Annotated in this window: 18 protein-coding genes and 3 pseudogenes; 12 read left to right on the top strand and 9 right to left on the bottom strand. The window is 61.0% G+C overall.

What is annotated here, in order from left to right:
* Positions 1-130: 130 nt before the first annotated feature.
* From NTD85_RS23195 to NTD85_RS23205, 3 genes are read left to right on the top strand one after another with little or no spacing between them, the layout of a single operon-like run.
* Complete coding sequence (locus NTD85_RS23195; RefSeq protein WP_045122636.1) at positions 131-790, top strand: paraquat-inducible protein A; 660 nt, start codon at positions 131-133, stop codon at positions 788-790.
* Complete coding sequence (locus NTD85_RS23200) at positions 777-1,400, top strand: paraquat-inducible protein A (protein ID WP_007961513.1); 624 nt, start codon at positions 777-779, stop codon at positions 1,398-1,400. Before NTD85_RS23195 ends, NTD85_RS23200 begins: the two co-directional genes overlap by 14 nt.
* On the top strand, positions 1,393-3,696 hold the full coding sequence (locus tag NTD85_RS23205) for a PqiB family protein (RefSeq protein WP_003228208.1): 2,304 nt from the start codon (positions 1,393-1,395) through the stop codon (positions 3,694-3,696). Before NTD85_RS23200 ends, NTD85_RS23205 begins: the two co-directional genes overlap by 8 nt.
* A gap of 212 nt (positions 3,697-3,908) precedes the next feature.
* Here NTD85_RS23205 and mksF read toward each other — a convergent pair whose 3' ends face one another.
* From mksF to mksB, 3 genes are read right to left on the bottom strand one after another with little or no spacing between them, the layout of a single operon-like run.
* On the bottom strand, positions 3,909-6,749 hold the full coding sequence (mksF, locus tag NTD85_RS23210) for an Mks condensin complex protein MksF (protein ID WP_003228206.1): 2,841 nt from the start codon (positions 6,747-6,749) through the stop codon (positions 3,909-3,911).
* Complete coding sequence (gene mksE, locus NTD85_RS23215; protein ID WP_262143306.1) at positions 6,746-7,459, bottom strand: Mks condensin complex protein MksE; 714 nt, start codon at positions 7,457-7,459, stop codon at positions 6,746-6,748. The genes mksF and mksE overlap by 4 nt, the downstream gene beginning before the upstream one ends.
* Positions 7,449-8,729 (bottom strand): Mks condensin complex protein MksB, encoded by a 1,281-nt coding sequence (gene mksB / locus NTD85_RS23220; RefSeq protein ID WP_003228202.1) that lies wholly within the window; start codon positions 8,727-8,729, stop codon positions 7,449-7,451. The genes mksE and mksB overlap by 11 nt, the downstream gene beginning before the upstream one ends.
* A gap of 232 nt (positions 8,730-8,961) precedes the next feature.
* Here mksB and NTD85_RS23225 point away from each other — a divergent pair, with 232 nt between their 5' ends.
* Positions 8,962-9,708 carry a hypothetical protein gene (locus NTD85_RS23225; protein WP_003228200.1) on the top strand — a complete coding sequence of 249 codons (747 nt, stop codon included), beginning with the start codon at positions 8,962-8,964 and terminating at the stop codon, positions 9,706-9,708.
* Positions 9,701-10,153 (top strand): ribosomal protein S18-alanine N-acetyltransferase, encoded by a 453-nt coding sequence (rimI, locus tag NTD85_RS23230; protein WP_262143307.1) that lies wholly within the window; start codon positions 9,701-9,703, stop codon positions 10,151-10,153. Before NTD85_RS23225 ends, rimI begins: the two co-directional genes overlap by 8 nt.
* Positions 10,154-10,265: 112 nt before the next feature.
* On the opposite strand, the gene NTD85_RS23235 is transcribed toward rimI, so the two are convergent.
* Positions 10,266-10,670, bottom strand: coding sequence for a hypothetical protein (locus NTD85_RS23235; protein WP_003228197.1), 405 nt, complete (start codon positions 10,668-10,670; stop codon positions 10,266-10,268).
* 140 nt (positions 10,671-10,810) lie between these two features.
* Here NTD85_RS23235 and can point away from each other — a divergent pair, with 140 nt between their 5' ends.
* Positions 10,811-11,455, top strand: a complete 645-nt coding sequence (gene can, locus NTD85_RS23240) for a carbonate dehydratase (protein ID WP_003228196.1) — start codon at positions 10,811-10,813, stop codon at positions 11,453-11,455.
* Between the two features lie 6 nt (positions 11,456-11,461).
* Here the strand turns inward: can and NTD85_RS23245 are convergent, their stop codons facing one another.
* The 3 genes from NTD85_RS23245 to acpA all read right to left on the bottom strand — a co-directional run bounded on the left by NTD85_RS23245 (position 11,462) and on the right by acpA (position 15,152).
* The gene (locus NTD85_RS23245; RefSeq protein WP_103486148.1) at positions 11,462-11,977 is read right to left on the bottom strand and encodes a lysine methyltransferase; all 516 of its coding nucleotides are present in this window, start codon (positions 11,975-11,977) and stop codon (positions 11,462-11,464) included.
* 178 nt (positions 11,978-12,155) lie between these two features.
* Entirely contained in the window at positions 12,156-13,337 is a 1,182-nt protein-coding gene (locus NTD85_RS23250) for a hypothetical protein (RefSeq protein WP_262143308.1), read from the bottom strand.
* Between the two features lie 120 nt (positions 13,338-13,457).
* Positions 13,458-15,152, bottom strand: coding sequence for an acid phosphatase (gene acpA / locus NTD85_RS23255; RefSeq protein WP_262143309.1), 1,695 nt, complete (start codon positions 15,150-15,152; stop codon positions 13,458-13,460).
* Positions 15,153-15,299: 147 nt separating this feature from the next.
* Here acpA and NTD85_RS23260 point away from each other — a divergent pair, with 147 nt between their 5' ends.
* Positions 15,300-15,590, top strand: a complete 291-nt coding sequence (locus NTD85_RS23260; RefSeq protein WP_262143310.1) for a nucleotidyltransferase family protein — start codon at positions 15,300-15,302, stop codon at positions 15,588-15,590.
* A 24-nt stretch (positions 15,591-15,614) separates the two neighbouring features.
* Positions 15,615-15,731, top strand: a pseudogene (locus tag NTD85_RS23265) (HepT-like ribonuclease domain-containing protein); the annotation flags it as partial.
* Positions 15,732-15,767: 36 nt separating this feature from the next.
* Here the strand turns inward: NTD85_RS23265 and NTD85_RS23270 are convergent.
* Entirely contained in the window at positions 15,768-17,186 is a 1,419-nt protein-coding gene (locus NTD85_RS23270; RefSeq protein ID WP_007961537.1) for a short-chain fatty acid transporter, read from the bottom strand.
* 312 nt (positions 17,187-17,498) lie between these two features.
* Here NTD85_RS23270 and NTD85_RS23275 point away from each other — a divergent pair, with 312 nt between their 5' ends.
* The gene (locus NTD85_RS23275) at positions 17,499-18,812 is read left to right on the top strand and encodes an MFS transporter (protein WP_262143311.1); all 1,314 of its coding nucleotides are present in this window, start codon (positions 17,499-17,501) and stop codon (positions 18,810-18,812) included.
* Positions 18,813-18,818: 6 nt separating this feature from the next.
* Here NTD85_RS23275 and NTD85_RS23280 read toward each other — a convergent pair whose 3' ends face one another.
* Positions 18,819-20,189 carry a GntP family permease gene (locus tag NTD85_RS23280; protein ID WP_262143312.1) on the bottom strand — a complete coding sequence of 457 codons (1,371 nt, stop codon included), beginning with the start codon at positions 20,187-20,189 and terminating at the stop codon, positions 18,819-18,821.
* Between the two features lie 330 nt (positions 20,190-20,519).
* On the opposite strand from NTD85_RS23280, the pseudogene NTD85_RS27840 reads away from it, so the two are divergent.
* From NTD85_RS27840 to NTD85_RS23290, 3 genes and pseudogenes are all read left to right on the top strand, one after another.
* A pseudogene (locus tag NTD85_RS27840) lies at positions 20,520-21,206 on the top strand (PAS domain-containing protein); the annotation flags it as partial.
* Between the two features lie 102 nt (positions 21,207-21,308).
* Positions 21,309-21,746, top strand: a pseudogene (locus NTD85_RS27845) (methyl-accepting chemotaxis protein); the annotation flags it as partial.
* A 173-nt stretch (positions 21,747-21,919) separates the two neighbouring features.
* Entirely contained in the window at positions 21,920-22,519 is a 600-nt protein-coding gene (locus NTD85_RS23290; protein ID WP_103521180.1) for a flavin reductase family protein, read from the top strand.
* The last annotated feature ends 69 nt before the right edge of the window (positions 22,520-22,588 follow it).

The raw sequence follows: 22,588 nt of genomic DNA on the forward strand, positions 1-22,588 counted from the left end.
TTGCGAAAGCAGTTGGGGTTTTGTTTTGCCCGCAGGAAAGTATTTTTGCTTAGCCAGCGAACAATTTTGCACAGTTATTTTCGAATCAGAACACTAGAATAGCCCCATCTTTTTCGGAGCCAGAGCCTTTATGTCAGATCCGGTTGACGCCCCAGGGCTGTCAGATTTACCGCTGGAAGACTTGGTGGCCTGTCATGAGTGCGACCTGCTGATGCGCAAGCCCAAGCTTGCCCATGGCGAGAAAGCGCTCTGCCCGCGCTGCGGTTACGAGTTGTATGCCCATCGTCACAATGTTGTGCAACGCAGCCTGGCCCTGGTCATCGCCGCACTGTTGCTCTACGTGCCGGCGAACTTTTTACCGATCATGAAGCTCAATGTACTCGGGCAGTCTTCGCAGGACACGGTCTGGACTGGCGTTGTCGGGTTGTTCAATACCGACATGCGCGGCGTTTCGGTGGTTGTGTTCCTCTGCAGCATGGCGATTCCACTGCTCAAGCTGTTGTGTCAGCTCATGGTATTGCTGTCGATCCGTTTTGATATCGGCCGTAGTTACGGCTTGTTGCTCTACCGCATTTATCACCACCTCAAAGACTGGGGAATGCTCGAGGTCTACCTCATGGGCGTCCTCGTGGCGATCGTCAAACTGGCGGACATGGCGGCCATCACCGTCGGCCTCGGTCTGGCGTGTTTCATCGGTTTGTTGTTGGTTCAGGTCTGGCTGGAAGTGGTGATGTCACCGCACCAGATCTGGCAGGCGTTATCAGGAGAGGATGCCCATGCGGGCGATTGATGCGGGCATTCTGATCTGTACCGAATGCCATGAATTGAACAAACAGGATGCGGATACCGACGAGCAGACCTGCACCCGCTGCGGCGCGCTGGTTCACGCTCGTCGCCCGAACAGTCTGGCCCGCACCTGGGCCCTTCTGATCACGGCTGCGATTATCTACATCCCGGCCAATGTGTTGCCGATCATGACGGTCAGCTCGTTGGGTCAGGGCGATCCGAGCACCATCATGTCCGGCGTGATCCAGCTGGTACAACACGGCATGATCCCGATTGCCGCCGTAGTATTCATCGCCAGTATTCTGGTGCCGACCTTCAAACTCGTGGGCATCGCGCTGCTGCTGTTTTCGGTGCAGCGACGTCAGCCGTTGTCGGCGCGGCAGCGCATTTGGATGTACCGCTTTATCGAGTTCATCGGTCGCTGGTCGATGCTCGATATTTTTGTGATCGCCATTCTGGTGGCGGTCGTCAATTTCGGCCGGCTTGCCAGTGTCGAAGCCAATCTTGGCGCCATCGCTTTCGCCAGTGTGGTGATTCTGACGATGCTTGCCGCAGTAACTTTCGATCCCCGACTGATTTGGGATAACACGGAGTCGGACGACGACCATGACTGATTTGCCTGTAGCGAAAACCCGACCGGCCTCCAACTGGTCTGCCATTTGGGTACTGCCCCTGATTGCCCTGATCATCGGCGGCTGGCTCGGCTGGCGTGCCTATAACGAAACCGGCATCGAGATTCAGGTGCGTTTCGAAAGCGGTGAAGGCATCCAGGCCAACAAGACCGAAGTGGTCTACAAGGGCATGCCGGTGGGTAAGGTGAAGACGCTCAAACTTGATGACGAGGGCAACTCCAAAGGGGTGATTGCCACCGTCGAGATGAACAAGGACGTCGAGCAATACCTCAAGACCAGCACGCGCTTCTGGTTGGTGAAACCGAGCGTGACGCTGGCCGGTATCACCGGTCTGGAAACCCTGGTTTCGGGTAACTACGTGGCCATCAGCCCCGGCGAAGGCGAGCCCACCCGCAAGTTCAAGGCGCTGGCCGAAGAGCCGCCGCTGTCGGACTCCAAGCCGGGTCTGCACCTGACCATCAAGGCCGATCGCCTCGGTTCGCTGAACCGTGGCAGCCCGGTGTTCTACAAGCAGATCAAAGTCGGTCAGATCAAAAGCTACGTGCTGTCTGAAGACCAGAGCACCGTTGAGCTCAAAGTGTTCATCGAGCCGACCTACGCCAAACTGGTGCGCAAACACACGCGTTTCTGGAATGCCAGCGGCATCAGCATCGACGCCAACCTGTCCGGGGTGAAAGTACGCAGCGAGTCTCTGGCGAGCATCGTCGCCGGCGGCATCGCCTTCGCCACACCAGAGAATCGCAAGGACAGTCCGCCCACCGATCCAAGCCTGCCGTTCCGTCTCTATGAAGACTTCGACGCCGCCGCTGCCGGCATTCGGGTCAAGGTCAAACTCAGTGACTTCGAAGGTCTGCAGGCCGGCCGTACGCCGGTGATGTACAAGGGCATTCAGGTCGGCAACATGAAAGCGTTGAAAATCGATCCGGATCTGAACAGCGCCACGGCCGAGCTGACGCTCGATCCTCTGGCGGAAGACTATCTGGTCGAGGGCACGCAGTTCTGGGTGGTCAAACCGTCGATTTCCCTGGCCGGTATCACCGGGCTCGAAGCGCTGGTCAAAGGCAATTACATCGCCGTGCGTCCGGGCGACAAAGGTGCCGCGCCGAAACGCGAATTCGAGGCACGGCCAAAAGCGCCGCCGCTGGATCTGCGTTCACCTGGGCTGCACCTGGTGCTGTTCACCGATGTTCTGGGTTCGATCGAAGTCGGCAGTCCGATTCTGTACAAACAGGTCAAGGTCGGTTCGGTACAGAGCTATCAGTTCTCCAAGACCAAAAAACAAATCGTCATCGGCGTGCATATCGAGAAGGAATACGAAAACCTGGTCAACGCGTCGACACGCTTCTGGAATGTCAGCGGCATCACCCTCACCGGTGGTCTGACGGGCGGGATTCAAGTGAAGAGCGAGTCGTTGCAGACGTTGATGGCCGGCGGCATTGCCTTTGAAACACCGCAAGCCAAGGCGCCGCTGCAAAAGCGTATTCCGCGCTTCCGTCTTTTCGCCAACCACGATGAGGCGAACCAGAAAGGCACTTTGGTGACGATCAAGGTTGATCGCGCCGACGGCCTGCGCAGCGGCACCCCGGTTCGATTCAAGGGGCTGGACGTCGGCAAGATCGAAAGTGTTGATCTGGCTGATGACTTGCAATCGGTGCTGCTCACTGCGCGCATCACCGAAGTGCCGGAGCGCATTGCGCGGGTCGGCAGTCAGTTCTGGGTGGTCAAGCCTGAGTTGGGTCTGATGAAGACTTCCAACCTGGAAACCCTGGTCACCGGGCAGTATGTGGAAGTGCAGCCGGCGGCGAAAAACCTTGGCCCGCAGAAGAACTTCGTCGCACTGGCCAATCCGCCGGAAGTGAGCAAGCAAGAAGCCGGCTTGAGTCTGGTCTTGAGCGCCGCGCGCCGTGGCTCGCTGAAACCGGGTGTGCCCGTGACCTACCGCGAAATCACCGTGGGCAAGGTCACCGGTTATGAACTGGGGCAGACGGCTGACCGGGTGTTGGTGCACATTTTGATCGAACCGAAATATGCGCCGCTGGTGCGCAGCGGCAGCCGCTTCTGGAACACCAGCGGCGTCGGTTTCGACATCGGCTTGTTCAATGGCCTGACGGTGCGCACGGAGTCGCTGGAGACGGCGATTCAGGGTGGCATCGCCTTCGCTACGCCTGACGGTGAGCGCATGGGCAACCCGGCACGGCCTGAGCAGACGTTCCCGTTGTTCGACAAGTTCGAGGATGAGTGGCTGACCTGGGCGCCGAAGATTTCGCTCGGTAAGTAATCCGGAATTGATGTGGCGTCTACAACGACGCCTTCGCTGGCAAGCCAGCTCCCACAGGGCGCGCGTTGTATACAGAATTTGTGTTCAACGCAAAAACTGTGGGAGCTGGCTTGCCAGCGATGAGGCCTTCAATTCAGCACAAATCCAAAGCCATAAAAAAGGGCCGCGATCCCAACAGATCGCGGCCCTTTTTGGTTTTCAGCTAAAGCCGATCAAACTTCATCCAGTTCCGGCTCATCGGCTTGCACATTGACGGTGGCTTTCACCACGTCATGGCGGCGGATGTACTTCCAGTCCGCCTCGTCGATGTAGATCCCCGCCGGGCCGCTGCCGCCTTCCAGGTCGATGGCGACACTGGCGCAGACCTGCGGCTTCACACTCGCCAGAATCGGCACGAAGCCCAATTGCAGGCTGGTTTCCAGCAGCGCTGCCTGGTTCTTCTCGTCGATGTCCGCCGCCTCGTCGAGGTAGTAGGGCAGGCGCACGCGACCGGCCAGATCGCGATCCATCAAGTGCAGCAACAAGTACATGTTGGTCAGCGCCTTGATGGTCATGGTGGTGCCGTTGGACGCCGCGCCGTCGATGTCGGTGTGGATCACTGGCTGGCCGTTGACCTTGGTGATCTCGAACGCCAGTTCGAACAAGTCCTTGAGACCGAGCTGGTTGTGGTTCGCCGCCACCAGCCGCGCCAGGTATTCCTTGGCCTCTTCGTTCTTGTTGTCCTGTTCGGCGCTCTGGCTCAGGTCGAACACCGACAGGGTTTCGCCTTCTTCGTACTGACCGGCGCTGTGGATGATCTGGTCGATGTGCTTGAGCGCTTCCTTGTTCGGCGCCAGGACGATGCGGAAGCTCTGCAGGTTGGACACCTGACGTTTGTTGATCTCGCGGTTGAACAGCGCCAGTTGATGCTCGAGGCTGTCGTAGTCGCTGCGGATGTTGCGCAGAGTCCGGGCGATGTCGGTGACCGCCGCACGCCGCGCCTTGCCCAACGTCAGGGCTTCGTCGGTACGGTGCGCGTAAGCGTTGATCAGCAACGACAGACGGCGCTCCATGTCGTCTTCGCTGTCGAACTTGGCCACGCCTTTGAGGCGCACTTGCGCGTACAGCGCTTCGATCTGCCCGTCAGCGCGCAGCAGGCCTTGCCAGCTGTCCTGATAGTCGTTGAGCAGCGGCAGCAGGTTGTCCATCGAATCGTCGACCGGATCCATGAACGGCGTACCGAACGGCAGGTCGGCCGGCAGCAACTGACGACGGCGCAGGGCGTCATCGAGGGTGCGCTGCTTGGCTTCCATGTCGGCGATCTGCCGACCGACCAATTGCAACTTGGCCGACAGTTGCTGGACGCGCTCGGTGAACGCATCGCTGGAACGCTTGAGTTCGTCTTGCGCGGCTTCCATCTGCGCCAGTTGCTCGAGCTTGTCGCCTTCTTCGGCGCTAAGGGTCTGGGTGCGACGGAAATCTTCCAGGGCTTTCTGCGCATCCAGCACTTGCTGGTACAGCGCTTCGGTCTGGGTCTTGCTCGCGGCGCGGTCGGCGGCCACGGCTTGCTGGGTCTTGAGTTGCTTGAGCTCTTTTTCCAGACGTTCTTTCTGGTCACGCAGCGCGGCGCGGTCGGCCAGCGCTTGCAGAGCCGGCGGCTCGATGTGCGAGATGTCGATCGACAGGCCCGGCACTTCGAAGCGCTCGCCCTTGAAGCCATCGAGGATCAGCTCGACCGATTTGACCCACTCGCCATCCTCGTCGAGGGTGATGCCATGTTCGCCCAGCGGCAGGCTGAACAGCGCGCTGTTGAACAGGCGCATCAGGCGCTCGACGTCCTGCTGCGAGAACTCCTCACGCAGGCGGGCGTAGCTGTTGTTGTCGGCGTGATCGAGTTGCTGTTTCACCGACTTCAGGCGTTTTTCCAGATCGCGCAGACGTTCTTCCAGATCCTCGGCGCTGAACTGCCGGGACTGTGCCAGCGCACCGGCCAGTTCGTCGTGCGCGTCCTTGGCGGCGAGCAGTTGCTGCTCCAGCACCTTGACGTCATCGACCAGCGCGAAGCGGTTTTTCAGCACCGACAACTCACCGAGCCAGCGCTGGATGCCGGAGATTTCCCGCTCCAGACGCATCAGTTCCTGGGTGCCACCGCGTTGATCGTTTTGCAGATCGTCCTGCTCGCGACGGTAGTGTTCGGCCTGGATCGTCAGCTCTTCCTTGCGCGCCGTGGCGTAGTCCGACCAGGTGCCGAGCAACGAATCGAGCAGCGGCGACAGGCGATGCAGTTTGCCGCGTAGCACATCGCGCTGCTTCACGCCGTTGGCCAAGGCTTCGACTAGCGGCCCGGCGGCGACCAGCGAGTTGTAGTCCTGCTCCATCCGGCGTACATCGCGGAAGGCTTCTTCGCACGCGGCGATGTAGTCGACGCTGCCGGAACGCAGGCTGTGCTCGAAGGCATCGAGGAACAGTTGCTTCAACTTGGCCGCGGTGATTTCGCGCATATGCAGCAGGTTGATGAACAGCGCGCGGAAGGTCTTCAGGCTCTGCTCGCTGGTGGAGCGCAGCGGGATCAGGGTCAGGTCGAGCGGGATCGACGTGTGCCCGCCGACCAGCAAGCGACGCAATTCGTCCGGCTTGAGTTCGTAGGCTTTCAGGCCTTCTTTCTCAAGGTTGCTGAACAGCTCTTTCTGCCGCAGGCAGGTGTCGTTCTTCTGGTAATGCGCCAGGTCGAGCTTGCCGGCGTAAGCGAAGAACTGGTGACCGAAACCACCACCAGGGCCGCGACCGACCACGCCGATCACGTGCGGGCCGTGGGGCAGATTGACTTCGACGAGGATGTAACTGGTGTCGGAGGCGAAGTAGAAACGCCGCGATTGTTCCAGGCTGTACTTGCCGAAACTCATGTCCGACATGCGCGCGAGAATCGGGAACTGCAAGGCGTTGATCGACGCCGATTTCCCGAGGTTGTTCGCGCCGTAGACCGACAACGGTTCTTCCAGCGGGAACAGGCCGAGGCTGTAACCGGCGGTGTTCAAAAGGGCAAAGCGGCGGATGCCGTAGCGTTCCTGGCTCATGCGTCGGACTCCTGTTCTTCGGCAATGGCTCTAGCCAGTGCGTCTTCTTCGCTCTCTTCTTCGCTCTCTTCCTCAAATTCGCTGAGATCAAGCGGATCGTCGGTTTCGAGGCATTTGGCTTCGGCGGCTTCGTCGATCAGCACCGGTGCCGGCAGCGGCAGCACGCTGTGTACGCTGGCCGCCAGATCGCGGTCCTGCTGCACCGACAGGCACACATCGAGGAAGCGGTGCATCGGCGGCAGGAAACGGTACACGCCGTTTTCTTCACCGGCGAAACCGAGCTGGGTCATGCGGCGCATGATTTTTTCTTCCAGCTCTTCAACGGTCTGCACTTCGGCCTGGATGAACAGGTCGCGGTATTTCTCCAGCAGCGATGGCAGCTCTTCGCGGCCGAGGCTGCCGCCGTCGAGCACGGCGATCGGGTCGCGGCCCTGATCGGCCAGATGCTCGACGAGAATGAAGGTGAACAGCGCCAGACGCTGGGCCGTCTTGTTCACCGCCGCCGCCGCCATGTCCGGCACGAAGTAGTAGAAACCACGGGTGTCGCAGACCAGCTCGAACCCCAGCGCCTTGAACAGCGTGCGGTATTGATCCTGGAAGTTCGACAGTTGCGCGTACAGTTCCGGGTCGCGGCGGCTGACGTGATAGCCCTTGAACAGCTCGCGGAAGATCGGCGCCAGTTGGGACAGTTCGGATAGATCAAGATGCATTTGGGATGCTCGCAGAATCCTCGGCGGCGGAGTCGCGGGCCGAGAGCAGGGCGAAGGAGCGCAGGCTGACCTGGTGCTCGTGAGTGTGGTATTCGCGGCGTTCCAGACGCTCGCGCTTGAAGCGTTTTTCCCGCGACAGGCGCGAGAACCAGTAGAGCAATTCGTCGGTGGCGCCGTCCGGTTCCTGCTCCAGCAGCCAGGTCATCAGATCCGGCATTGGCAGGGACTCTTCGCAACGCTCGACCATCTCGCGCACGGTGCGCGGTGCACGCGGGGCATCTCCGGACTTCTGCGTTTTGTGCGCCTTGGGGAAACGCGCCGGTTTCGGCTCGAAGCGCGCCAGAGCGTAGACGTAAGCCTCGACCTGACTGGCGCTGCCGAGGAAGGTGCTTTGCGGCCGGGTGAACAGCGGCATCGCCGCTTGCGGCACGGCATCGATGCCTTTACGGCGAATCGCCGCCAGCGCCAGCGCGGCACCACGGGTCACGGCGTTGTGGCGGCGTGCTTCTTCACGCAGCGGCAGCAGCAGTTCGCGGGCGTGACGCAGGGTCAACTGGGCGCTGGTCTGCATTTCGAGGATACGCGCGTGGGTGCGCAGCAGCATGTCGTCATCAACCAGATGGCCGAGGCGCTGCTGTTCGCTGAGCATCTTCAACAGCACGGTTTCAACCTTGCGCACGCCTTGTTCGAAGGCGCCGTCGGCGTTCACCAGATCGATCATCGGCTCGACGTATTCGTCCCAGGTCGCCAGGACTTCGGCGTAACGCTGACGCAGCGGAATCTGCCGGTCGCTGGTCTTGGCCCGTTCGGCGACGGCCACCAGCGCCTGTTCGTCGTTGTCGAGTTTCTTCAGCACGTCGCGCACGCGCATGTCGAGCAAACGCAACTGACGGGCGAGGTCGTTGCCGTCGCGCACATCGAACGCGTCCTGAATGTAGCCGGCCAGCCGTTCGAGGTGGCGCAGATAGGCTTCGATTTCCAGGCACAGGCCCAGCCGGTGCTCACGGCGCAGGTAAGCGAGGAAGTCGTGGATCTGCGCGTTCAGCTCGAAACGGTTCGGGCTTTTCGCCACGGGCACCAGAATGTCCAGGCGAATCCACACGTCGAGCAGGCTGGTGATGTCCTGCGGCGTGCTGTCCAGTTGTTGGGCGGCCAGTTGCGTGCGCAGTTCGTTGAGGCTCAGGGTGCCTTGGTCGAAGTGCTCGCACAGTGGCTCCAGAAGTGCCCAGTGTTCAGCGAGGGCGCGCAAGACGCGCTTGGGTTCGATCATCGGAATGGCCGGCTGGTTGGCGATTAAAAGCCGCGATTGTACTGCATCAGGAGGGATGCGATTCACTCTCGGGACGGGCTGTCGCTTTTTCCCGGATTAAAGACGGGATCAAGACTATCGATCAACAACGGGCGATCTTGAGCGAAGGGCGGTAGAATCAGCACACTTTCAGTTATCCACAAGTGGCCGACCTTTGCTTATCGAGTCCCGCCGCCGCGCCTATTTGAACGCCATGCAGGTGGTCAACTGGCTGCCGCGCACCGAATTGCCTTTCGCCGCCCCATCGCGGCCCGAGCTGCTGGACATGCCCGAGCCTGAGCCAGAGGTGGCGGCGGTGCCGGTTGTTCAGGCCGAAGCCCCGGTGCAGAGTGCACCGCGCCCGGTCGAACGGCCGAAAATCGAGGTGCCGCGCCCGTCGCTCGCCAGTACCCGTACCGGTGCCAAACCGGTGGCAGAGGTCGAAGAGGCGCCAGTGGTGGTCAAACCCGCCCCCGTGCCGCCACCGCGGTTTGCCCTGCAACTGCTGCGCGCCGGGGCTTGCCTGCTGCTGGTCGAGTTACCCACAGGCGAAGCGTTCCAGAGCCGCGATCCGGCCTATCTGTTGCTCAAGGACATGTTGCGCGCCGCCGGTCTGCCGGATGCGCCGCAGATCGTCGGCGAGCCGGTGCGCTGGCCGTGGCTGAACCGCGGCACCCTGGATCAGGGCCCGGAAGCGGCACGCGACTTCGTTCAGGGTTTTCTTTCGGTACAAATGGAAGCGGCGCCTTGCGCCTGCCTGTGGCTGATCGGCCTGCCGGCGGTGCGTTTTGCCGGTGAAGCGGACGCCGAAGCGTTCAATAGTGAATTGCAGATCGAAGGCCTGGGCCTGGCCTGGGCCATCCCCGGTCTGGAATTGTTAATGGAAGAGCCACAGCGCAAAGCCGCTGTGTGGCAAGCCATGCGTCGGCTGATGGCGCGCTGGAAACCATCGAATGAGTGAAGCTGTATCGTTCCGCCCGATGACCGAGGCGGACCTGGACGCGGTATTGAAGATCGAATACGCGGCGTACAGCCATCCCTGGACCCGCGGGATTTTTCTCGACGGGCTGGGCAAATACCAGATCTGGCTGATGTTCGAAGGTCAGCAACAGGTCGGCCACGGAGTGGTGCAGATCATTCTCGACGAGGCGCACCTGCTGAACATCACGGTCAAACCGGAGAATCAGGGGCGTGGGCTGGGGCTGGCGCTGCTTGAGCATCTGATGTCACAGGCGTATGCGGCCTCGGCGCGGGAGTGTTTCCTGGAGGTGCGCGACAGCAATACTGCAGCGTTCAGGTTGTACGAGCGCTATGGCTTCAACGAGATTGGCCGGCGGCGGGATTACTATCCGGCGGTGGGCGGGCGTGAAGATGCCGTAGTGATGGCCTGCACCCTGGTCGACTGAACATATTTAAAAGCTTCGCGAGCAAGCCCGCTCCCACATTGGTTTTGAGTCGTGTCTCAATTCCCTGTGGGAGTGGGCTTGCTCGCGAAGGCATCCTTACAGGCAATACAGATCAGCGATTGCCATCCAGCGGATCACGCCGCGCCAGCTCCGCCTCATCCAGGCCGTTACCCCCGCCAATGTCGTCCTCGTCGACAATGCTCAGATCCCAATCCGCCTGATTGCCTTCGCCAGCCTCCTCGGCATCACGTGCACCGTCCTCATGAATCAGGGTTTCCGGGCTCAGGTCATCGTCGGTCGGTTCATGGTCAGCAGTTGATGCGCCGGTAAAACCCGCCTCGCGCACCCGTTCGTCGGGCATCAGTTGCTCGCGCTCGCGCTCGGGAATCTCGTCGCCGATTTTTGCGCTGGGTTCGTCTTCATCGAAATCCAGCTCATGCACCGAGCCCATGCGGTCTTCGTTATCATCGATGGGTTCCGGTTGCACCGCATCGAACGGACGTCGTGAATCAGTCATGGCAAATCCTCATACTGTGGGCCTTACTGAGGTGGACACACCGGGCACACGAGAATTCCAACGAAAACACTTGCGATCCTTGCGTGACCCCGACGGGCGGTCGTTTGTCATACCTGCGCATCTTTCTTGAGGCCTTAACCATGCACGACTTACAAGACCTGATTGATAACAACGAGCGCTGGGCTGACGCGATCACCAAGGAAGACCCGGATTTCTTCGCCAAGCTGGCGCGCCAGCAGACCCCGGAATATCTGTGGATCGGCTGCTCCGACGCACGGGTGCCGGCCAACGAGATCGTCGGCATGCTGCCGGGCGATCTGTTCGTACACCGCAACGTCGCCAACGTGGTGCTGCACACCGACCTCAATTGCCTGTCGGTGATTCAGTACGCGGTCGACGTGCTCAAGGTCAAACATATCCTCGTTACCGGCCACTATGGCTGCGGCGGTGTGCGCGCGTCGATGCAGGATCGCCAGTTCGGCCTGATCGATGGCTGGCTGCGCTCGATCCGTGACCTGTATTACGAAAAACGTGAAGAACTGGCCAAGCTGCCGACCGAGGAAGAGCAGGTCGACCGCCTCTGCGAGCTCAACGTCGTCCAGCAAGTGGCCAACGTCGCCCACACCAGCATCATCCAGAACGCCTGGCATCGCGGCCAGAGCCTGTCGATTCACGGCTGCATCTACGGCATCAAGGACGGTCGCTGGAAAAGCCTGAACACCACCATCAGCGGTTTCGAGCAACTGCCGCCGCAATATCGTCTGCGTCCGGTCGGCGCGTTGTAATCCCGATCAGTGCGCACCTCGCCAGCGCTGCAAAAAGTGCTGGCCCTCGATCGTGGGTGGTTCATCGTAACCGGTGATCCATCCACGACAGCGCGGCGAGCCGCAGTCGCAGGCAAACTGCTGCAGCAAGCGGTCTTCGGTGGAGGCGAAGTCGATGCTCAGGCGTTCACCCGGCTGAATGTCGCGCAGCGCCCACAGCCACAATTCACTCATGTCGAGAAAAACATTCGGATCGCAGGCATGTTCGAGCAACCCGCAAAAGCGCGGGTCGTAGATATGGATGCCGCTCAGCAACTGACGGCTCTGGCGGCAGCGGTAGGGCAGCAGTTGTCCGGAAATGCGGCACATTCTGGTGATACGCAGGAACTCCCGACGCGCCACAACGGCAGCGCGGCCATGTTCGTCCTGCACGATTTCGAAATCGACAGTGGACGGAAAACCCAGACGCACAGGCAACCCGGCAAACGGGTAGATGCCTGGCGCGTCGCGTGGAACGTGGTGCTGATGTGCCTGGTTGTTCATAACGATCCCTGTCAGCCAGATGCTGCGACTTCTCGGGTCTGACATCCTGTCAGCTCTGCAACATGTTTGGATCCAATCCTCCAGTGTTTGACGCTAACCGTCTACTGTCAGATCTGACAGGCGTAATTGGCTGCTTCCCGCGTCAGCAATGGCTGACACGGGAAGTCTTTTCTGCAAATCAGAAGTGTGGCGCGGGAACAGCAGGGGCCGGCAATTCGCCCTGAAGCTGTTGCAACTGGGCCTTGATCGGCGTGGTCGAGCATTTGGCGGCAGCCTGAGCCGGGGTCAGGTTGCGGATCGAGGTGTAGAACAGCTCGCAGGTCTTGACCTTCTGCGTCACTTGCCAGGTCTGCGTACAGCTGTTGAGCAGGGCTTTCGCATCGGTGCCGGGTTTACTGCCCATCCCGGCTTGCCAGCAAGCGGCGCTCAAGTCCTGACCCATGACCTTCAAACCGGCGGCATCGGCTTTCGCTTCATCGCCGTCGTAGCTGGCCGGGTCGGCGGCGTACCAGATGTAGCTCGGGTGGTTCGAACCCAGCACCGGCACGTTCACCCCTGCGCTCGGGCTGATGGTCGCCAGACCCAATACGGCCACGGTCGGGCCGTATTGCTGCTTGATCCAGTTACGCACCGGGGCACCGAAGGCGACCATCGGCAGGGTGGTGCCGGCGGCGGTCTGGCTGAACTGCTTGACCAGCGTGGTCTGGTAGTCCTTGAAGTAGTCGTAGACACCTTCCAGATCACTGCCGGCGTTGGATGGCGCGGCGATTGGCGCAATGTCGATGATGGTCTGATAGGCCGGCGTCTGGTCGGTCGGGATGCCGTTGACGGTCAGCAGGGTGGCCCAGCGATCGGTGGTGTTCGAGCGCAGATAATCCTGGGCCTGGGTCAGCGAGTAATCCGGCGGGAAGTGCAGCAGTTCGACGCTCTTGCGGTTTTCCAGGGCCATGCCCAGCGGCAGGAACAGATACCAGCTGTACGCCCATTTGCCATCGGCATTGAGTTTGCTGGCGCCGGTATAGGCCAGGTCACCGGCATCCAGCAGCGCCGACAGCGGTTTGTCGTAGCCTTCGGGGACGCCGCTGATCTCGGCGTAAATCTGCCCGTTATCGTTCTTCACCAGGACTTTGGCGTTTGTGTAGCCATCGCGCTGCACGCTCTGGCTCAGGTAATGGGCGACGGTCTGCTCCAGCGACCAGTTGCGATAGCAGATCACACTGCAGTTGTTGGGGTAGGCGAAGAGGCGAGTGACGCGCTCGGTGCTGCCCAGCTTCAGGTCGACATCGGCGTGGGCAGCCGCGCTCAGGGTGAGCGCGGCGAGGGTAAGAACTGCGGGGGTAAATCCTGCGAGTTTGAACATGCTCAGATCCTTTTCAGCGTGGGTTCCCCGGGGTTTCGGGGCGCTTCATAGTGGATCAGCCGTGTTGCACAGAGAAGCCGTCATTCACGGATTTTTGCGTCAGCCCGCAGAACTCATTTTTCAGACCTGAAAATGCAGGGCGTTGGTCAGATCGCCCATGGGTTTCTGGCCGCGAGCGATCATCGCTTCATCGCGCTGCTTGAGGCCGTCGAGGGTTTCCAGTTGGAACACTCGGGTGATCAGGCGCAGGATCGACGCCGTGTCGTAGACCGTGTGATCCACCGTGCCTTTGCGGGCGAATTGCGACACCACCAGCGCCGGCACCCGCGACCCCGGGCCCCAGCGATCACCCTTGGGTGGTGCCACGTGGTCCCACCAGCCGCCGTTTTCATCGACGGTGACGATCACCACCATGTTTTTCCGCTGCGGGCTTTCGCGCAGCACCTTCAGGGCGCGCACGATGTGCCGGTCACCGGAGGCGACGTCGGCATAACCGGCGTGCATGTTCAGGTTGCCCTGGGGCTTGTAGAACGTCACCGCCGGCAACTTGCCGGCCTCGGCATCGGCGAAGAACTTGTTGGTGCTTGATTCATCGCCCAGGCCGGCATCGCGCAGGCGTTTGTTGCGCTCGTCCGGGTTTTCCGGGCCTTGCTGCTTGAAGTAGTTGAACGGCTGGTGGTGGTACTGGAAGTTGGGGATCTTCGGAATGCCGCCCGAATCCTTGTATTGATCCAGCGTTGCCTGCCAGGCGCCGGCGTACCAGGCCCAGTCGACGTTCTTCTTCGACAGCTTGTCGCCAATGTGCTCGTGGGTCTGCGGCACCATGACGTTGGGCAGATCGGCCTTGGAATATTCCGGACGTTCCGGATCGCGAATCCACGTCGGCCAGTACGGCGGAGCGAGGGTGTTGACGCCGAAGCCGTCCGGGGTCAGCGCACTCGGGCCGAACTGCGGCGGGCCGGTCATGGCGCTGGCGGGTGACTGTTCCAGTGGCTTGAGGCGCGGGTCAGTCGGATCATCGCTTTGCAGGGCGGCAATCTGTGACTTGGCCACCGAATTGGCGACGTCCGGATAGAACGGCGCGGTGGCGCTGATCAGGTACTGGTGGTTGAGAAACGAGCCGCCGAAGGCACCCTGGAAGAAGTTGTCGCACAACACGAATTCCTGCGCCACATCCCACAGGCGCAGCGAGTAGCGGCTCTGGGCGTAGTGCCCCATGGTCAAACCACCGGAGTCGGCCCAGGCGACAAAACCATCGTTCTTGCCGCCATTGATCTGCATCTGGTTCTGATAGAACACGTGCCACAAATCGCGGGTCACCAGACCGAACGGCAAGTCTTCGGCATTCGGGCCCTTGAGGGCGAAAGGCGCATTGGGCAGGTTTTCCTGAAACTGCGTGGCGCTGGGGTAGGTCACGCCATCAAGCGTTTGCGGGCCGATCTGCAGCACGCCACCCCAGACTGGCGGCAGCGTCTGCAGCAGGCTGCCGTCGCGGTCACGTTGCTGATAATCGGCAGGCTTGAGCGCCGACAGCGGTTTCTCGACACCGGGGAAATCACCGAACAGGTTGTTGAAGCTACGGTTCTCGGCGTAGATCACCACCACGGTTTTCACCTGATCGCGCAGGGCCTTGTCCAGCTCGGTCGGGGTCAGCGGGCGCTCGACTGGTTTACCCGGTTGATCGCTGGCGTTGCCGCAGCCGGCCAGGGTCGCGCCCACGCCGAGGACGGCGACACCGCCGAGAAAGCGGCGGCGACTGGTGTCGGTGGGGTTGTCGGATTCAGGTGCGTTAGTGCCGACTGTCTCGTCTTTCATCTTTCAGCCCGTTCTGCTTAATTGTTTCAGTTTGTTTCGGGCGGACGCTAGCAAGGCAATGTGACAGTTAGGTGACAAATGGTGCGGTGTCTACTGCTCTTCGGCACTGCTAGACTGCTGCGATATCGAAACTGGCCTGAGTGAACCATGAAACCCTCCATTGCTCTTGATCTGCAACGAGCTGCCGTTCGCGAGGTTGTCGGCAGATTCCGTGTGGCCAATCCACGAGTTTTTGGCTCGACCTTGCTGGGTACCGATATGGAAGGTAGTGACCTTGATCTACTGGTGGATCCCTTGCCCGGTGCCACCTTGTTTGATCTCGGCGGGCTTCAGGTCGAGCTTGAAGATTTGCTTGGAGTTACAGTCGACCTGCTGACGCCGGGAGACTTTCCGCTGAAATTTCGTCAGCAGGTTCTTGAACAGGCCCGTCCCGTATGATCGAGAACCGGCGCAGCATGCGCGGGATTGTGTAACCGGATCGCTGATGGCTACTTCGACATCAATCTGGATGTCGTCTGGGAAACGGTTCAAGTTGCTTTGCCTGAACTGTTGAGATTCCTGCCCTCCGAGCAACATTGATTGCACCTGCCATGAGGCAGGTGCAATTTCGTCAATCTACGGCATCACCGGCGGCGTATACGCCAACGTCGTCCCCAGCACCCACAGCAAGAACAGCACCAGCGGCGTGTGCACCAGCAATTGCACGAACGAAAAGCCGATCAGGTCGCGCGCCTTCAGGCCGAGCACGCCCAGCAGCGGCAACATGTAGAACGGGTTGATCAGGTTCGGCAGGGCTTCGGCAGCATTGTAGATCTGTACCGCCCAGCCGAGGTGGTATTGCAGATCGTTGGCGACTTGCATCACGTACGGCGCTTCGATGATCCACTTGCCGCCGCCGGACGGGATGAAGAAGCCGAGAATCGCCGAGTACACGCCCATCAGCAACGCGTAGGTGTCGTGGGAGGCGATGCTGACGAAGAAGGTCGAGATGTGATGCGCCAGGGTCTGTGCGTCGGCACCTTTGACCGTGGTCAGCAGCGCGGCGATCGAGCCGTACAGCGGGAACTGGATCAGCACGCCAGTGGTGGTCGGCACCGCCCGGGCCACCGCATCGAGGAAGCTGCGTGGCCTCCAGTGCAGCAGGGCGCCGAGCATGATGAACAGGAAGTTATAGGTGTTGAGCCCGGAAATCGCGGTGATCGCCGGTTTGGTCGAGAACTCGTGGAACAGCCAGCCGGCCGCCAGCAGCACCAGCAAAATGATCAGCAGCGGACTGTGCTCCAGCCATTCGCCGGGACGGGTGCGCGGTTGCAGCGGTGGCAGGTTGAACGCCGGGTCGATGCCACAATCCTTGGCATCGCGCGCAGAGTTCGGGCCGGGTGCGGTGGCGTAGGCGACGATGATCGAAATCACGATCAGCGCCAGCAGCATGGCGCCGGACTGCCAGAGGAAGATGGTTTGGGTGAACGGAATCACCCCGGTGATCGACAGGATCGCCGGCGGCAGGCTCGCCGGGTTGGCCTGCAACTGCGCCGCCGATGAGGACAGGCCCAGCGCCCAGACCGCGCCCAGGCCCAGATACGCCGCCGCACCGGCCGCGCGGTAATCCATTTTCAGATCGGTGCGGCGGGCGAGGGCGCGCACCAGCAAACCGCCGAATACCAGCGACAGGCCCCAGTTCAGCAGCGAGGCGACCATCGAGATCAGCGCGACCCAGGCCACGGCAGAGCGGCCGTTTTTCGGGATGCGCGCCAGTTTGTCGATCAGCTTGACCGCCGGCGGCGAACTGGCGACGACGTAGCCGCCAATCACCACGAAGGCCATTTGCATGGTGAACGGGATCAGGCTCCAGAACCCGTCGCCAAAGGCCATCGCGGCATCGGTGGGTTTGGCGCCCATGGCCAAAGTGGCCAGCGCGACAATGATCACCGCCAGTGCGGCGAATACCCAGGAATCGGGGAACCAGCGTTCGGCAAAGCTTGAACAGCGCAAGGCAAAGCGCGCGGAGCGGCTATCTTCGATATCAACGGCCACAGGGAGTACCTCGATTTTTATGGTTATTTTCAGGTCTGCAGCACGCTGAGTGCTTTGGGTGGGAGCGGGCTTGCTCGCGAATGCGGTGTGTCAGTCGACGCTGATTTGGCTGACACACCGCATTCGCGAGCAAGCCCGCTCCCACAGGTTTTCACTGGACTGTGGCTGCAGACAAGCCTCAACAGTAAATCAACCGCCGCCATTTTGTGAGCAGGTTTTGCCCATCCGGGACTATGGTCTAACGGGTTGTCCCCAGGCGGATTTGCGTAGACCATGGGCGCCTTGGTTTTTTGCCTGCCAGAGTTCTTTGCCATGACTGCCCAATCCACAGCGCGACCGGCGCCGTTCAGCCGTTCCGACTACAAGACCCTCGGCCTTGCGGCTCTCGGCGGGGCGCTGGAGATCTACGATTTCATCATTTTCGTGTTCTTCGCCCTGACCCTCAGCCAATTGTTCTTCCCGCCGGAAATGCCCGAGTGGCTGCGTCTGCTGCAAAGCTTCGGGATCTTCGTCACCGGTTATCTGGCGCGCCCGCTGGGCGGTATTCTGATGGCGCATTTCGCCGATCGCCTGGGCCGGAAAAAGGTTTTCAGTCTGAGCATCCTGATGATGGCGCTGCCGTGCCTGCTGATCGGGATCATGCCGACTTATGCCCAGATCGGCTATTTCGCGCCGCTGCTGTTGCTGGCGCTGCGCATCCTGCAAGGCGCGGCGGTCGGCGGCGAAGTCCCGAGCGCCTGGGTGTTCGTCGCCGAGCACGCGCCTGCCGGGCATCGCGGTTACGCGCTGGGCTTTTTGCAGGCCGGGCTGACCTTCGGTTACTTGATTGGCGCGCTGACCGCGACGTTCCTCGCGCAGGTGTTCACCCCGGCAGAAATCCTCGATTACGCCTGGCGTTATCCGTTCCTGCTCGGCGGTGTGTTCGGCGTGATCGGTGTCTACCTGCGCCGCTGGTTGAGCGAAACCCCGGTGTTCATGGCCATGGAAGCCCAGCGTGAAGCGCGGGTCGAACTGCCGCTGCGCACGGTGCTGCGCGAGCATCGTCTGGCGATGTTGCCGGCGATGCTGCTGACCTGTGTGCTGACGTCGGCGGTGGTGGTGTTCGTGGTCATCACCCCGACCATGATGCAGAAAACCTTCGGCATGAGCGCCAGTCACACCTTTGCCCTGAGCGCGTTGGGCATTGTCTTCCTCAACGTCGGCTGTGTGATTGCCGGGCTGCTGGTCGATCGCATCGGTGCCTGGCGCACGGTCATGCTGTATAGCCTGCTGCTGCCATTGGGCGTTGGCGTGCTTTACAGCTGTTTGATCACGGGCGGTAACTGGGTGGGCCTGGCATACGCCATCGCCGGCCTGGGCTGCGGTGTGGTCGGCGCGGTGCCATCGGTGATGGTCGGATTGTTTCCGGCGCGGATTCGCGTATCGGGCATCTCCTTCACCTACAACATTGCCTACGCCGCGTGGGCGAGCATCACCCCGCTGTTGCTGATCGGTCTGATGCCGTGGAGCCCATGGATCTGCGTGATGTTCTGTGCGGTGATGGGCGCGGTCGGCATTGTCAGCGCAGTGTATTTCGGTTCGCGCATGAGCGGTGTCGGGCGCCAATCCGTGGCGCCCTGTTCCTGACGAGTGTCAGGTCAGCCAGTGCCACCACAGCAAAGTTCCGACCAGTCCCACCACCGAGACAATGGTTTGCAGAATCGACCAGACCCAGATCGTCTGTTTGAGCTGCAAGCCAAAATACTCGCGAACCATCCAGAAGCCGGCATCGTTCACGTGGCAGAAGAACACTGAGCCGGCGCCAATCGCCAGCGCCACCAACGAGCTTTGCGTCGCGGCGAGTCCGGCCATCATCGGCGCCAGGATCCCCGCCGTCGTGGTCGTGGCGACGGTCGCCGAGCCGGTGGCCTGACGCAGTGCCACGGCAATCAGCCAGGCCAGCAGCAGGTAGGGCATATGCGCACCTTCGGCGACTTTACTGATGGTCTGGCTGACGCCGGCGTCCAGCAAGGTCTGCTTCAAGCCGCCGCCGGCACCAATCGTCAGCAGCAACACGGCAATCGGTGCCAGGCTTTTGCGCAGCGTGCCGCCAACTTGCTCGCGCGGCATGCCGTTGGCCCAACCGAGGCAGATCACTGCCGCCATCACCGCAATGCCCAGCGCCACCAACGGTTCGCCGAGGAACTTCAGGGTCAGGGCGACGCTGCTTTCCGGACTCATCGCGACTTTCGCCAGGGTGCTGCCGAGCATCAGCAGCACTGGCAACAGAATGATCAGCAGCGACATGCCGAAACTCGGCTGGCGCGGCGCTTTCGGTGGGGCGCTGAACAGTGCGCCGAGCTCTGCCGGCCCATCGACGTGCATGCGTTTCGACAGCCAGTTGCCGTACAGCGGCCCCGCCAGAATCACCGCCGGAATCGCGATGCTGAAGCCCAGCAACATGGTCAGCCCAAGGTCGGCATGCAGCGCGCTGACCGCGATCAGCGGCCCGGGGTGCGGCGGCATCAAGGCGTGCAGGGTGGTCATCCCGGCCAGGGCCGGAATCGCGATTTTCAACAGTGGCTGGCCCGAACGACCGGCCATGACAAAGATGATCGGCACCATCATCACCAGCCCCACTTCGAAGAACAGCGGCAGGCCGATCACCAGTGCCACCAGCGCCATGACCCACGGCAGGGACTTGCCTTTACCCAGGCCGAGCAAGGTTGAAGCGATGCGGTCGGCCGCGCCGGACTCGGCCATCAGCGCGCCGAGCATCGAGCCCAGGGCAATGATGATCCCGGCCTCACCGAGGATCGCCCCGGCGCCTTTGCTGAACGCCTTGGCCACGTCTTCCGGGGGCAAACCGGCGCCGACACCGGCAATAAAAGTGCCGATCAGGATCGAGAGAAAGGGCGGAAGTTTGGTGGCGCTGATCAACACGATAATTGTGGCAATCGCCAACAGGCAGCAGAGAATCAGACGGGTGTCGTGAACCATCCAGGCAGCGGTCGATAAATCCAAAACGGGACTCCTTATCGGGCAGTTACCGGCAACATGTTGTTGCAATTTGCCCTGAGAATACCTGAAGTGGCCGGTCCAGAGCGGTGGCTTTTGTAACGGCTCAGTGAGGGCGATGAATAGGAGCAAAAGCCCGACGGGATTATTTTTGACTGACCGGTCTCAATCGCTCTTCAGAAAACTTTTCCAAGGCCGATGGTTAGGCTGCATCCCGCTTTCTACCCTGCCTATCGGTACTTTCCCATGTTCAACAAACGCCTCAAGCAAGAGCTGGCCACTCTTCGTGAAGAACTCTCCAGCCTGCTGCAGGTGAAGGAAAGCCTGGAAAGCGAGATGCTGGTGCTGACCCTGGAGGCCGATGGGCGGATCCAGTCGGTCAACCAGAACTTCCTCACCGAGATGCTCTACAAGAGCCAGGACCTGGTGGGGCGTGCCATTGAAGACATCGTCCCGGCGCATGTGAAGTCCGACGAATTCCATCATCGCTTCAAGGCCGCACTGACGCGGGGCGAGCATTTCGCCGGGGCCGTGCGCCTCTCGCGCGGTAATGGCGAAGAGGCGTGGCTGCGCTCCATCGTGCAACCGGTGCGTTCCTCGGACGGGCGGATCAAGCATTTCTCGATCTTTTCCAGTGACCTGACCCGCACCATCGAAGCCTCTCGCGAACACGAAAACCTGATCGGTGCGTTGGTGCGTTCGACGGCGGTGATCGAGTTCGACCTCAATGGCAACGTGTTGAATGCCAACGAGCGCTTTCTGCATGGCATGGGTTACAGCCTGGCGCAGATCAAAGGCAAACATCACCGGATGTTCTGCACACCCGAGGAGTACAACAGCGCCGAGTACCAGAATTTCTGGCGTCGCCTGAACAACGGTGAGTTTGTCGCCGAGCGCTTCAAGCGGGTCGACAGCCATGGTCGTACGGTGTGGCTGGAGGCGTCCTACAACCCGGTGGTCGACGCCAACAACAAACTGTACAAAGTGGTGAAATTCGCCACGGTGATTACCGATCAGGTCAACCGCGAACAAGCGGTTGCCGACGCGGCGAGCATTGCCTACAGCACTTCGCAGCAAACCGACAACACCGCGCAACGTGGCACCACGGTGGTCACCGAGGCGGTGAATGTGATGCGTGATCTGTCGAGACACATGCAGGCGGCCGGTGAGGGCATCGAGGCGCTGAACGAGCAGTCGCAGGTGATCGGCACCATCGTCAAAACCATCAGCGGCATTGCCGAGCAGACCAACCTGCTGGCGCTCAACGCTGCCATTGAGGCGGCTCGCGCTGGTGAACAGGGCCGAGGCTTTGCGGTGGTGGCCGACGAAGTACGGCAACTGGCCTCGCGAACCAGCCAGGCGACCGAAGAAATCGTCACCGTGGTGCGGCAGAACCAGGAGATGGCGCGCAATGCTGTGGCGCTGATGACCGATGGCAAGCTGCAGGCCGAGCAAGGCCTGGCGCTGGCGGCGGAAGCGGGCACGGTGATTGTCGAGATTCAGGACGGCGCGCAGAAAGTGGTGGATGCGGTCGGCCAGTTTGCCAATCAACTGTCTAACTAACCTCCATTGATCCCATGTGGGAGCGAGCTTGCTCGCGAATGCGGTGTGTCATTCAACATTGATGTAACTGACCTATCGCCTTCGCGAGCAAGCTCGCTCCCACAGGTTTTTCATCCGCCTTCTTTCTGTGGTCTGGCGCTACAATCTGTTCCTTTTCCCCGGAGCAGATCCCCATGAGTGCTTCCCACCGCCGCCCGGTGCCCTTGAACAAAGCCTACCGTCTGCTCAATCACGGGCCGACCGTGCTGGTCAGTGCTGCCCATGACGGCCAGCGCAACATCATGGCCGCCGCCTGGGCGATGCCGCTGGATTTCGAACCGCCGAAAGTCGCCGTCGTCCTCGACAAGTCCACCTGGACGCGCCAGTTGCTCGAAGCGTCCGGCACGTTTGTGCTCAACGTGCCGTGCGTCAATCAGGCTGACATCGTGCAAACCGTCGGCAATACCTCGGGGCTGGAGATCCAGCAGAATCAGGGGCAGGACAAGTTTCAGGCTTATGGCCTGCAAACCTTCGCCGGTGAAACCGTCGAGGCGCCTCTGCTCGAAGGCTGCGTGGCCTGGCTCGAATGCCGCTTGCTGCCAGAACCGCGCAACCACGAGCAGTACGACCTGTTCCTCGCCGAAGTCATCGCCGCCCAGGCCGATGAGCGGGTGTTCAGCGACGGGCGCTGGCATTTCGACGGGCATGATGGCTTGCGCACGCTGCACCACGTGGCCGGCGGGCATTTCCTGACGATTGGCGATGCGGTGGACGGTAAAACCCTGCCGCTGTGACCTGCATCTGATGGAAAACGCGCGCCGGATGTAGCAAGGTGTGGGGCATTGTCGAACCAATCAGGCGCT

The organism is Pseudomonas sp. 13B_3.2_Bac1, assembly GCF_025466205.1.
GTDB classification, from domain to species: domain Bacteria; phylum Pseudomonadota; class Gammaproteobacteria; order Pseudomonadales; family Pseudomonadaceae; genus Aquipseudomonas; species Aquipseudomonas fluorescens_H.